A 12482-nucleotide genomic window follows, 5' to 3' on the forward strand; every position below is an offset into this window, starting at 1 on the left:
GGTGGTCTCCGACGCCCACGAAGGATTGAAAGCGGCCATCGCCAAGGTGCTGAACGCCACCTGGCAGCGCTGCCGCGTCCATTTCATGCGCAACGTGCTGGCCCATGCAGGCAAACAGGGCCGCCGCGTCGTCTCGGCCTTCATCGGCACCGCCTTCGCCCAGGACACCGCCCGGGCCGCCCGTGCGCAATGGCGCCAGGTGGCCGACCAACTGCGCCCCAGAGCCCGGAAACTGGCGGACGTGATGGACGACGCCGAAACCGACGTCCTGGCATACATGGACTTCCCTGCCGCGCATCGCGCCAAGCTGCACTCGACCAATCCCATCGAGCGCCTCAACGGCGAAATCAAGCGTCGCACCGAGGTCGTCGGCATCTTCCCCAACGAGGCCGCCATCACCCGACTGATCGGCGCCATCCTGCTGGAGCAGAACGACGAGTGGGCCGTCCAGCGATCCCGCTATATGACCCTGGAATCCGTCGCCCCCTTGGGCGATGATCCGCTGACCAGCCTGCAGCCCGTCGCGGCAGCCTGACTATCCCGGACAACCTTGCCGGAGATCAAACGGCGACTGCGCTGTTATACCAATCTGCAATAATTAGAACCCATGAGCCCAGCACCTCAATCTGAGGGACATGATCTTCCATGGATGGCTAATGAGCTTGTTCTAGGCACGGCAACATACGGCGATGATCTGATCGTCGAGATCCCCTATCGTGAGTCGTGATCAGCGTTTAGCCATCTTACACCTAACCATGGTTAGGTGTCAGCAGCCACCGTATTCATGGTAGAATTTCTGATCGTCACTTGCCAAAGCAAGTCCTGAAACAGGCTCCAAAAACGACAGCTTGCGGCGCCTCACCTCCCCCTGCTTGGCAGGGTGTAGCCGTATGTTTCACGCCATCAACCTCGCTACACGATGATTTCCCGGCTCAGCCATCTGCTCTTCGCCACAACCCCCCGATACCCCGCCGGCGTCCACCCCGTATGCCGGTGGAAAACGCGTGTCAGGTGGCTCTGGCTTGAAAAGCCGCAGGCGGCGGCGATGCCGGCGATGGGTTGGTCGGTTCGAAGCAGGATGCGGGCCCGGGCGACGCGTTTCCAGGTGACCCAGGCATGCGGTGCGATGCCGCGGGACAGGCGGAACATGCGGTGGAAGTGATAGCCCGACAGGTCGGCCAGGGCGGCGAGGTCGTCCAGCGTGATCGTCTGGTCCAGATGGGCGTCGATCCAATCGTCGACCCGGCGCAGGATATGCGGGGCAAGGCCCGCGCGCAGGGCGCCCGCCTGCGTGGTGCCGGCCCGCGTGGAACCCGGCTTCCGGCGCAGGGCGCCGAACAGCTCTGCGAGGGCGGTTTCGGCGTGCAGAACATCCCCGTCGGCGCCGGCCGCGGCGAGGCGGGCGAGCGGGGCGGCGAGGTCCGGGTTGCGGATGAAGGTCGCTTCCGGCAGGTCCAGGCTGCGGGCGTCGCAGTCATGGGTGCGGGCAAAGCCGCTGCGCAGCCTGGCTTCCGACAGATAGAGATGCACGAAGCGGAAGGGGGCGTTGATCTCCCAGTCCGAGCCGCAGCCCTCCGGCATCACGCAGATCGCCCCCGGATAGCCGGCAACCCCGCCGGCATCCAGCCGCCGCGTGCCGGTGCCGCCCTCAAGATAAAGGCTGAAGGTGGTATGGGCCGGCGCCCGATAGCACACCCGATCGCGGGTGTTTTCCCAGACCGTGACCGCACAGCCCTCGCCCAGCTCCATGCCGGCGAGCGCCCTGGCGACCGGCGATCTGCGCAGGACGTCGTAGATGGTGTCGGGCGTGGAGGGACGGGAGGTCGCAATGTGAGACATGGGGTGGTGGGACATGGGGTGCCGGCCGTTGGGTGCGTCGGCCGATGTTAGGTCGGCCGGCGCCGCGGGAAAAGTGTCGGCCTGCGGATTTGCGCAAGAAGATGCAAAACTGCCGGGGGTGACCCGGCCTATGCTGCGCGCATGAACACATCCCTTCTCTTTGTCGCCACCGTGCTGATCTGGGGCACGACGTGGATCGCGATCGCCCTGCAGATCGGTGCCGTGCCGGTCATGGTGTCGATCTTCTATCGCTTTGCGCTGGCCGGGCTGGTGATGCTCGCCGGGCTTGCGATCCTGGGCCGTCTGGCACGCCCGGCACATTGGCGGTTCGTCGCCGTGCAGGCGCTGTGTCTGTTTTCGTTCAACTTCGTCGGGCTCTACAAGGCGGCGGGGTTGATCCCCTCGGGCCTGGTCTCGGTGGTCTTCTCGCTGGCCTCCATCTTCAACGCGGTCAATGCCCGGATCTTCTTCGGGGACCGGATCACGCTCCGCGTCGTCGGCGCCGGGGCGATCGGGGTGGCCGGGCTGGTCCTGCTGTTCTGGCACGATCTGTTCACCACGCTGGACGGGAACAGCCTGCGCGGCATTGCCTGGGCGGGGTTCGGCACGCTGATGTTCTCGTTCGGCAATATGGCCTCGCGCCGCAACAGTGCGCTCGGCACCTCTCCGGTCACCGCGAATGCCTGGGGCATGGGCATGGGGGCCGCCGTGCTGCTGACGCTGATCCTGGCGACCGGGCAGCCGGTGGTTCTGCCCGACGGCATCACCTATTGGGCGGCGCTCGCCTATCTGGCGGTGATCGGCTCGGTCACCGGCTTCACCACCTATCTGCTGCTGGTGCAGAAGATCGGCTCGGCCCGGGCCGGCTATGCCACGGTGGTCTTCCCCATGGTCGCGCTTCTGATCTCCACCCTGTTCGAAGGCTATCAGTGGACCTGGACGGCCGCCGCCGGGCTGGGCCTGATCGTGTTCGGCAATATCGTGATGTTCGCGCGGCGCCGGGCCCGGCCCTGATGAGCCCGGCCCTGATCAGGCCGCATCCACCAGCGCCTGCCCCCGCGCATTCAACAGCAAGCCCGCCCCCAGCTTCGTCATCGTATACCCGAATGCCAGTCCGCGGTCCGGATCCGCGAAACCGATCGAGCCGCCGGCGCCGACATGGCCGTAGGCGCGATGGCCGATGATGACGCTGTCGGCCGGCTGCGGGCGGCGGCGGTTGTCCATGCGGAGCATGAAGCCCGGGCCGAAGCGGGTGGGTTGCAGCAGGGTGGCGTCGATCTGGGTGGCGGAGCTGGCCTCGGCGAAGCCGGCGACGGTGTCGGCGTCGAAGCCGAGCGCCGCGTCGGGCAGCGTGGCGGCATAGAGCGAGGCGAGCGCGCGGGCATTGGTGATGCCGCCGGCCGCGCCGATTTCGGCCGCGTGGCCTTCGCGCGTATTGGCGCCGCGGCTGCTGTAGGTGCCGTTGTTGAACACGAACAGATGCTGGATCGTGCCCGGCTGCTTTGCCGCGGCAAGGAAGGGCGTGAGGTCGGCACCGCGCTGGGCGCGGCGGACGATCACCGGGGCGACGCGCGGCTCGACGCTTTCGGGCAGGCCGATCCAGAAATCGAGGCCGAGCGGCCCCGCGATCTCTTCGGCGAAGAAACGGCCCAGGCTGCGGCCGTCCACCCGGCGCAGCACCTCTGCCGCCATGAAGCCCATGGTGATCGGGTGATAGCCGGTGCGGGTGCCGGGCTGCCAGAGCGGGGCCTCTTCCTCGATCCGGGCGATCATATAGGGATAATCGGTGACGCAATCGGCCTTGAGCGGCGCGGTCAGCACCGGCAGGCCGATGCTGTGGTCAAGGATCATCCGCACCGTGGCGTCGCGCTTGGGCCCCGGATCGGGGGCACGGCCGGCGAATTCGGGCCAGATCTCGACCACCTTCTGATCCAGATCGAGCAGGCCGCGCGCCGCCGCCAGATGCAGCGCGATCGCCGTCGCGCCCTTGGTGGCCGAGAAGATCACCGAAACCGTGTCTTCCGCCCAGGCGCGGGCCGGGCTGTCGCCACCCGCCCGCACCGCCAGCCCGCCCCAGAGATCGACCACCAGCCGGCCGTCCTGAACCAGGGCCACCGAGGCGCCGACCTCGTCGCGCTCGGCGAAATTGGCGGCGAAGGCCCGGGCCACCGCCTCGTATGCCGGGTGGCAGCGCCCCGCGATCTGCAGCGTCCCGTGTTCGGCACTGTCGACGGTGGCGGTCCAGGCGGCGGCATCGGGGTGGAGCGGGGCGGTCATGGGTGGCGCGTGTCCCTGGGATAAGGAAGGTGGTGAGCGGGTCCGTTATAGCCCATCCGCCTTGCGGATCGCCATTGAAGCCGCCCGCGGCTGGCCTCATGATCGCGTGCGGTCACCCATGGGCGAAGCGATGCGGGTGGCAAGACGCAGGGGCGGGAGGATGGGCCATATGCCGATGGGCCGGATGGTCGGGAACGGGCGGGGCATGATGCTCATGGTCCTGGCGGGTGTGATGTGGCTGATGCTGGCGGCCGGCGGCAGCCCGGCCATGGCGGCCATGCCCCAGATGATGCTGGCCCAGCAACAGAGCGCCGCGGCCCCGGCGGCCCCCACACCCGCCCCCGCCGATCCCGAGCGGGTGCGGGAATTGATGGGGCTTCTGGCCGATCCCGCGATCCAGGCCTGGATTGCCGCACAGGCCGCCGCCGGCACCGCCGCGCCCGCATCACCGCCCGCATCGGCCGCCATGCTGCCCGCCGATGCGGCCGAACGCCGGATGATGGCCGAACGGCTGCTGACGGCGCGCATCGACGGCATCCGCGCCTTCCTCGGCACATTGAAAGACGGGCTGCCGCAGATCCCGGCCGAACTGGCGGCGGCGGCGGGCACCTTCCGTGCGCGGATCGGTGCCGGGACCGGCGGGGTGATCCTGCCGCTGCTGGGCTTCGCGCTGCTCGGCTGCGGTTTCGAATGGGCCTTCACCCGGGCGACCCGGCCGCTGCGCCGGCGGATCGAGGCCCACCCGACCGATCGGCCGCGCATGCGGCTGCGCGTGGCGGGGCTGCGGGCACTTTATGGTCTGGGCGTGCTGGCGGCCTTCGCGCTCGGCAGTATCGGCGCCTTCGCGGTGATGCCCTGGCCGCCGATGCTGCGCCAGGTGGTGGCATCCTATCTGCTGATCGTGCTGATGCTGCGGCTGGTGACGGGGCTGGGCCGCATTCTGCTTTCGCCCCAGGTGCCGCGCTTCCGGATCGTGCCGATGAGCGACGCGGCCGCCCGGCACTGGATGCTGTGGTCGGCGGTGCTGGTCGGCTGGTACGGGCTGGGCGATGTTACGCTCGACCTGTTGCACGGGCTGGGCATGTCGCCCGGGCCCTGGGCGGCGCTGGGGCTGGGCATCGGCCTGGTCCTGCTGCTGCTGACCCTGATCGCCACCTGGACCCGGCCCGAAATCGACGGCGAGGGCCGCGCCCATCGCCGCCGGGCGCTGGCCACCTGGCTGTTCTCGATCTATCTGGTCGGCGTCTGGCTGCTGCTGTTCACCGGCTCCATCCAGCCCTTCCAGGTGGCGATCGTGCTGCTGCTGCTGTTCGTGGTGCTGCTGCCGGCCACCCGCCGGGCGGTCGCCCATTTCGTCCGCCCGACCGAACATCCCGACGGCACGGCGCCGGAGCCCGAACCTGCAACGGCCCTGCCGGTGCATGGCGGGGGTGAGGGCGGCGGCATGATGATCTCCGCCGGTCCCGCGCCGTCGATGATCGCGATCTCGGTCGGCCGCGGGCTCCGCGCCTTCTGGCTGCTGGGGGCGGCCGTGCTGATCGCCGGCATCATCGATTACGACCTGACCGAACTGACCCGCCGCGAAACCCCGCTGCAGCGGGTGATGGGCGGGATCTTCCAGGCGGTGGTGATCGTGCTGGTGGCCGACATCGCCTGGCGGCTGGCGGCGGCCTGGATCGATCACCGGCTGATGCGGGCCGCCCATGACGGCGCGACCGGCGGCGAGGACGCCCTGCGCCGGCAGGCGCGGCTGCGCACTTTGCTGCCGATCCTGCGCAACCTGCTGCTGGCGGTGCTGGGGGTGATCACCCTTTTGATGGTGCTGTCGTCGCTGGGGGTGGAAATCGGCCCGCTGATCGCCGGTGCCGGCGTGGTCGGCGTCGCGATCGGCTTCGGCGCCCAGACGCTGGTCAAGGACATCATCTCGGGCATGTTCTTCCTGTTCGACGATGCCTTCCGGGTGGGCGAATACATCGAAAGCGGCAATATCCGCGGTACGGTGGAAAGCTTCTCGCTGCGCTCGATGAAGCTGCGTCACCACCGGGGCGCGCTGCACACCATCCCCTTCGGCTCTCTGGACAAGATCACCAATTACTCGCGTGACTGGGTGATCGACAAGCTGACGGTGAAGGTCACCTATGCCGCCGATCTCGACAAGGTGAAGAAGATCATCAAACAGGTCGGCCGTGACCTGCAGCAGGATCCGGAATTCGCCCCCAACATCATCGAGACCCTGAAAATGCAGGGCGTGGAGCAGTTCGGCGATTATGCCATCCAGCTGCGTCTGAAGATGATGACCAAGCCCGGCGAACAATTCGTCATCCGCCGCCGCGCCTATGCGCTGATCAAGAAGGCGTTCGAAGCCAACGACATCGCCTTCGCCTTCCCGACCGTCTCGGTCTCGGGCCAGGGCGGCGACGCGGCCGCGGCGGCCCAGGCGACGCTGGCCGCTTCCGCGGCGGGGGAGGATGGAAAGGCGGGGTGAGGCGGGCAGGGAGCCTGCGCCCTGCTCGCGTCACCAGTCGGCAGCCTGAATGATGGCAAGCCAATCCTGCCGTGTACCCAGCAGGCGCAGGATCGTCACATCTGCACCGTCCTCAACATAGACGATGACATGGCGACCATGGGCGTGGATGCGCACCGGCGGATTGATGTCGCGCCGCTCCTGTCCAAGCGACGGCAGGGTGGCAATGAGGCCGAAAAGGCGCGCCAGATCATCGACATAGCGTCCGGCCTGATCGATCGACCAGGTTTCTGCCGAATACCGCCAGATCTCCTCAAGATCGTCGAGTGCGCGCGGAGAGAGCCGGTAACCGGGCGGCTCAGCGGACGACATGACGTTCGCGCATCCGCAGCTTGAAGGCCTCGACGTCGAGGGCCTGCGGCTCGCCGCTTTCAATGCCGTCGGTGACCGCGGCCTGAAGGGCGGCGATCGCTTCCTTGCGGGCGCGGTCGCGGCGGATCAGATCACGCATATAGTCGCTGGCGTTGCCGTACTGGCCGCCGTCGACCTGGCCTTCGACCCAGGATTTCATCGCATCGGGCAGGGACACATTCATCGTCGCCATCGCAGGTCTCCTCTGATGCAGAGAGTCTCGTGACGATGGCGGTTCTTGTCAATCAATTTGACAAAGATTGCCATTAACGACGACGACCTCACCCCGGCAACACCGCCGCCACCTCGGGCGAAAGCGGCGCTTCCAGCGCGCCGCAGAGCGATTCGACCAGGCAGTCGAGCGCATAGGGCTTGCCCCAGAGCCCGCCGCCGGTGGGGTCGGCCTCGAAGGCGGCTTCGCGCACGGCGAGGCTGGTGTTCATGAACAGCACCATATGGGCCAGACGCTGGCTGATCACCGCGGCGGGCAGGGGGGCCATCAGCCGGCGCAGATGGTCGATGCAGCGCATATAGCTCGACCGCCAGCGATCGCCCACCGCATCCAGGAACATGGCGCGGTGGTTGATCTGCATGGCGACGATGAAGCGCATATGGCCGAAGCCGATCGGCAGGCTGCGATGGGCGTCCGGGTCGCCGGCGCCCGTTGTCTCCACCTCTAGCAGCAGGCGGACGATATCGGCCACCCGCTCCGGGCCGCCCTCGGCCTCCATCACGTCCAGCCGGGCATTGCGGGCGCGATCGCTGCGCTGGGCCGCTTCGACCACCAGTTCGCGGATCAGCCCCTCTTTCGATCCGAAATAATAGTGGAGCGAGGCGCCGTTGCGCATGCCGGCTTCGGTGACGATGTTGCGCACCGACACCCCGTCGATGCCGCGGGTCGAGAACAGGCGCAGGGCCGCGAGCTTCAGCTTCTCGCGCGTGGGATCGGTCTGCGTGGGCTCCGCGGCGAGCGGGGCGGGTTCGGCGGACATGCGCTACTCCTGGGGTCTTCCGGCGGCAGTCTACGGATCTTCCGATCATTGGTTATCCGAAACGGGTCGGAAGATACATGATCAATTCGGGCACCAGCATCAGCAGGGCCAGAACCGCCAGATCCATCACCAGGAACCAGAGGATGCCGCGGAAGATCGCCGAGGTCCGGACCAGATCCCCGACCACGCTTTTGATCACGAAGACATTCATGCCGACCGGCGGGGTGATCATGCCGATTTCGAGCAGCTTGGTCAGGATCACGCCGAACCAGAGCAGGCCGAAGCCGGTGCCGTCGACGATCGGCAGCACGATCGGCAGGGTGAGCAGCATGGCGCCGACCGGTTCCAGGAACAGGCCGAGCAGCAGATACACGATCACCACCCCGGCCATGATGAGCACCGGATCGGCGCCCAGCGCCAGCACCTGTTCCGAGAGATAATCGGCTGATCCCGACAGCGCCAGGAAGCGGGTGAGCAGGGTGGCGCCGATGCCGATGATGATCAGGGTGGATGTGGTGAGCACCGTGTCGACGATGGCGGCCGAAAACCGCGCGCGGGTGAGGCTGCCCTTGGCGAGCGCGATCACCACCGCCATCAGCGCGCCGACCGCGCCCGCCTCGGTTGCGGTGAACACGCCCGAGAACAGGCCGCCGAAGATGCCGATCATCAGCAGGATCACCGGCCAGGTGTCCTTGAGCGCCGCGATCCGCTCTGCGGCGGGCGTGCGGATATCGACCTGCGGCGCCAGCGCCGGGTTCAGCTTCACCCGGATCATGATCACCAGCACATAGCCGATCGCGGTGATGACGCCCGCGGCGATGCCGCCCAGGAACAGGCCGGTGACCGGCACCTGGGCCACCACGCCATACAGGATCAGGATGATCGAAGGCGGGATCAGCGCGCCGATCGTGCCCGCCACCGCCACCGAACCGGTGGCGAGTTCGGGATGGTAGCGCGCCTTCAGCATTTCGGGGATGGCGATCCGGCCCATGGTCGCCGAACAGGCGATGGACGAGCCGGACACCGCGGCGAAACCGGCCGAGCCCATCACGGCCGCGACCGCGAGCCCGCCCGGCACCCGTTCCAGCCAGACCCGGGCCGCCCGGAACAGGCCCTGGGTCAGCTGGCCGTGATAGCAGACGAAACCCAGCAGCAGGAACATGGGCACCGAACTCAGCACCCAGTTGGCCGCGAACTGAAAGGGCAGCAGGCCGAGCGAGCCCCAGGCGACCTTCCAGCCCATCAGCACCCAGAGCCCGCCGAAGGACACGCCGATCAGCGAGATGCCGATGGGGATGCGCAGCGCGATGAACACCAGCAGCAGGCCCAGCCCGGAGAGGCCGATCTGAACGTCGCTCACAGCCCCGCCTCCCGTCCGGAGGTGGCGGCTGCCAGATCGTCGGGCCGTCGGCGCAGGAAATTGACGAAGCGGTAGATCACCAGCAGGGTCATCAATCCTGCGCCCACAGGCAGCGCGTAATAGGCCGGCCAGATCGGGATGCTGGACGAGCCCTGGATTTGGGCGGCGCCGATCGCCTGCTGTTTCAGCGCCTCTTCAAAACCCCGCCAGGTGAGCAGGCCGGTGACCAGGCCCGTGGGCACCAGCATCCAGCCTTCGAGCATGTTGCGGCCGCGTCGGGGCAGAAGATCGGTCACGATTTCCATCGAAATATGGGCGCGGCGCAGCTCGGCGAAGGCGAGCGGCACGAAGGCGGCGATCACCATGTAGTAATAGGTGACGACGGTGAGGGTGCCGGGCAGGGGCGCACCCAGCAGATAGCGGAAGGCGACGTCGAGCGAGACGTGCAGCATCATCAGCGCGATCGCGATGCCGGCGATGAGCGTCGCGAGCGAGGTCGTCCGCGCAAGCAGGCGGCCGGGCGTCGACATGGGAAGGGGACCTGTCGGGTTCTGGGGACCGGGAAAGACCCGCCCCGGCCGGAGTGGCCGGGGCGGCGCGCGCCTTACATGCCGTGGGTGTTCACGTCGACCTTGGAATAGATCTCGTCCCAGTAGAGCCGGGCCAGGTCTTCACGGGTCTTGGCAGTGCGGGCCAGACCCACCCATTTGATCAGGGTCTCACGGAAGTCCGAGAGCATTTCCTCGCCGCGGGTGACGCCATAGCGCTGCTGATAGGCGGCGGGCATGGCCTTCAGATAGCCGTCGACGAAGCTGCGGGTCGCCTCCACCACGGCCGGATCGGCCTGATGGACCTGCACCCCCTTGGCCTTCACCTTTTCAAGAATGTCGGCCTGGTTGTTCTCGTAGGCGAGGCTCGCTTCGGCCGAACCCAGCGCCGCGGCCTTGAGCAGGGCGGTCCGGGCCTCCGGCGACAGATCCTGCCAGGTATCGCGGTTGACCTGCGCCATCGAGGCGACATAAACGCCGCCGGGCGCGCCCATGGTGATGTGCTTGACCGACTCGCCCATGCCGAAATTCTGGACATCCGGCACCGACAGGATGATGCAGTCCAGCACGCCCTGGCTCAGCGCCTCCAGCATCTCGTTGCCCGACATGGTGACGGGCGCCGCACCCACGGCTTCCGACCAGCCGGCCCAGTTGGCGCCGCCGATGCGCAGCCGCGCGCCCTTGAGGTCGTCCATGGTGACCACGGGCTTCGTGCAGTTCAGCGCATAGCCCGGCGTGCCGGCGGCAGCGGTGTAGACCTGGTTCTGCTTCGCGAACTCGGCATTGCACTCAGGGCATTTCGTCAGGATGTATTCGGCCATGGCCGCCGAATAGGCCTGTGCCTCCACGCCGGTCGGATCTTCCGGCAGGGTGCTCAGCATCATCGAGGCTTCGAGCAGCAGGTTGGTGTGCGGAAATTCGGCCGGGAAATAGGTGCTCATCACCGTGCCGATATCGGCAAGCCCGTCGCGCAACCCGCCCGAGGTCTCGGCCATGCTCAAAAGCGACATGGGGAAGACCTTGATGGTGACGGCATCGCCGGTCTCTGCGGCCATGGTCTTCGCCATGGTCTCGCCCGCCTTGACCAGGAACGAGGCCGGCGGATGGCCGATCGCGAAGCGCAGCTGATCGGCCGAGGCGGTAGCGGCGGTCATGGTCAGCGCGGCCAGACCCGCGGCGAGACCGATCCCCTGGATCGTCTTCATGGTGGATGTCCTCCCGTGTGGTGCAGATGCGTGCGGCATACCGGACGCTGTGCCGGGTGCCGTCTGTCGTTGTGGCGGTGGTGCGGAAATGTGCCGACCGCTCAGGCGGCGAGGGCGGCATAGGCCGCGTCGACCAGCGACTGGCCGCGCGGGTTGAGCAGCAGGCCCGGCCCCATGCGGGTCATGGCATAGCCGAAGGCGATGCCGGCCGCGGGATCGGCGAAACCGACCGAGCCGCCGGCGCCGACATGGCCGAAGGCGCGATGGCCGATCACCAGGCTGTCGGCCGGCTGCGGCCGGCGGCGATTGTCCATGCGCAGCATGAAGCCGGGGCCGAAGCGCATCGGCTGCAGCAGGGTCGCGTCCAGATGGGTGGCCGAGCTGGCCTCGGCGAAGCCGGCCAGGGTGTCGGCAGAGAAGCCGAGCGGGCCGCCCGGCACCAGCGCCGCATAGAGCCCGGCCAGGCCGCGGGCATTGGTGATGCCGCCGGCGGCGCCGATCTCCGCCGCATGGCCCGCGCGGGTGTTGACGCCGCGGATGGCGAAATCGCCGCTGTTGAACACGAACAGATTGGCGATGCTGCCCGGCTCGCGCGCCGCCAGCAGGAAGGGCGTCGCCTGGGCATCGCGCGGCGGGCGGTGGATGATCACCGGTGCCACCCGGGCCTCGTGCTCTTCCGGCAGGCCGATCCAGAAATCGAGGCCGAGGGGGCCGGCGATCTCTTCGGCGAAGAACCGGCCCAGGCTGCGGCCATCGACCCGGCGGACCACTTCCGCCGCCAGGAAGCCCATGGTCAGCGGGTGATAGCCGGTGCGGGTGCCGGGTTCCCAGAACGGGGTTTCGGCGGCCAGATGATCGATCATATAGGCGGCATCGGTGATGCAGTCCGCCTTGAGCTGCGGGCGCAGCACCGGCAGGCCGATGGTGTGATCCAGGATCATCCGCACCGTGGCGCGATCCTTGCCGTTCCCGGCGAATTCGGGCCAGTAGCCGGCCACCGGCCGGTCCAGATCGAGCCGGCCGCGTTCGGCCAGAAGATGCAGAGAGAGCGCGGTCGCGGCCTTGGTGGCCGAGAACACCACCACCAGATCATCGGCCTGCCAGGGGCGGTCTGCGGTGGCCGTGCCGCCCCAGAGATCGACCACCATCCGGCCGTCATGGACCAGCGCCACCGAGGCGCCGGCCTCGTCGCGGTCGGTGAAATTCCGGGCGAAGGCCTCGGCCACCGCGGCGAAGCGCGGGTGGCACCATCCTTCGATCGTGACGGTGTCGTTGAGCATGCGCGAGAACCGCGCCGCGTCATCGTGGCGTGCAGGCATCCGGACCCTACTCCTCCCGCGCGGGCGCCCTTCTTCATCCTGCCCCCCAAGCGGGGGTGGTGCGGGG

The 12482-nt window shown here is 68.0% G+C and carries 12 protein-coding genes; 3 read left to right on the forward strand and 9 right to left on the reverse strand.

Annotated elements, in window-relative coordinates:
- A partial coding sequence (locus tag WI697_RS23325) for a transposase (protein ID WP_345960096.1) occupies window positions 1-535 on the forward strand: 535 nt, incomplete at its 5' end.
- 377 nt (window positions 536-912) lie between these two features.
- On the opposite strand, the gene WI697_RS23330 is transcribed toward WI697_RS23325, so the two are convergent.
- Window positions 913-1839, reverse strand: a complete 927-nt coding sequence (locus WI697_RS23330; protein WP_345960097.1) for a helix-turn-helix transcriptional regulator — start codon at window positions 1837-1839, stop codon at window positions 913-915.
- Between the two features lie 141 nt (window positions 1840-1980).
- Between WI697_RS23330 and WI697_RS23335 the strand changes: the two genes are divergently transcribed.
- Complete coding sequence (locus WI697_RS23335; protein ID WP_345960098.1) at window positions 1981-2853, forward strand: DMT family transporter; 873 nt, start codon at window positions 1981-1983, stop codon at window positions 2851-2853.
- Window positions 2854-2868: 15 nt separating this feature from the next.
- On the opposite strand, the gene WI697_RS23340 is transcribed toward WI697_RS23335, so the two are convergent.
- The gene (locus WI697_RS23340; RefSeq protein ID WP_345960099.1) at window positions 2869-4116 is read right to left on the reverse strand and encodes a serine hydrolase domain-containing protein; all 1248 of its coding nucleotides are present in this window, start codon (window positions 4114-4116) and stop codon (window positions 2869-2871) included.
- A 205-nt stretch (window positions 4117-4321) separates the two neighbouring features.
- On the opposite strand from WI697_RS23340, the gene WI697_RS23345 reads away from it, so the two are divergent.
- Window positions 4322-6601 carry a mechanosensitive ion channel family protein gene (locus WI697_RS23345; protein ID WP_345960100.1) on the forward strand — a complete coding sequence of 760 codons (2280 nt, stop codon included), beginning with the start codon at window positions 4322-4324 and terminating at the stop codon, window positions 6599-6601.
- Between the two features lie 30 nt (window positions 6602-6631).
- On the opposite strand, the gene WI697_RS23350 is transcribed toward WI697_RS23345, so the two are convergent.
- The 7 genes from WI697_RS23350 to WI697_RS23380 form a co-directional block, all read right to left on the reverse strand.
- Entirely contained in the window at window positions 6632-6952 is a 321-nt protein-coding gene (locus tag WI697_RS23350; protein WP_345960101.1) for a type II toxin-antitoxin system RelE/ParE family toxin, read from the reverse strand.
- The gene (locus tag WI697_RS23355; RefSeq protein ID WP_345960102.1) at window positions 6939-7184 is read right to left on the reverse strand and encodes a type II toxin-antitoxin system ParD family antitoxin; all 246 of its coding nucleotides are present in this window, start codon (window positions 7182-7184) and stop codon (window positions 6939-6941) included. Before WI697_RS23355 ends, WI697_RS23350 begins: the two co-directional genes overlap by 14 nt.
- Before the next feature lie 88 nt (window positions 7185-7272).
- Entirely contained in the window at window positions 7273-7983 is a 711-nt protein-coding gene (locus WI697_RS23360; protein ID WP_062761884.1) for a TetR/AcrR family transcriptional regulator, read from the reverse strand.
- A gap of 52 nt (window positions 7984-8035) precedes the next feature.
- On the reverse strand, window positions 8036-9343 hold the full coding sequence (locus tag WI697_RS23365; protein WP_062761883.1) for a TRAP transporter large permease: 1308 nt from the start codon (window positions 9341-9343) through the stop codon (window positions 8036-8038).
- Window positions 9340-9873 carry a TRAP transporter small permease gene (locus WI697_RS23370; RefSeq protein WP_296713546.1) on the reverse strand — a complete coding sequence of 178 codons (534 nt, stop codon included), beginning with the start codon at window positions 9871-9873 and terminating at the stop codon, window positions 9340-9342. Before WI697_RS23370 ends, WI697_RS23365 begins: the two co-directional genes overlap by 4 nt.
- 74 nt (window positions 9874-9947) lie before the next feature.
- Window positions 9948-11096, reverse strand: coding sequence for a C4-dicarboxylate TRAP transporter substrate-binding protein (locus WI697_RS23375; RefSeq protein WP_345960103.1), 1149 nt, complete (start codon window positions 11094-11096; stop codon window positions 9948-9950).
- 101 nt (window positions 11097-11197) lie between these two features.
- Entirely contained in the window at window positions 11198-12415 is a 1218-nt protein-coding gene (locus tag WI697_RS23380; RefSeq protein ID WP_345960104.1) for a serine hydrolase domain-containing protein, read from the reverse strand.
- Window positions 12416-12482 lie beyond the last annotated feature (67 nt).

The organism is Tistrella mobilis (assembly GCF_039634785.1).
In the GTDB taxonomy this organism is placed as follows: Bacteria; Pseudomonadota; Alphaproteobacteria; order Tistrellales; family Tistrellaceae; genus Tistrella; species Tistrella mobilis.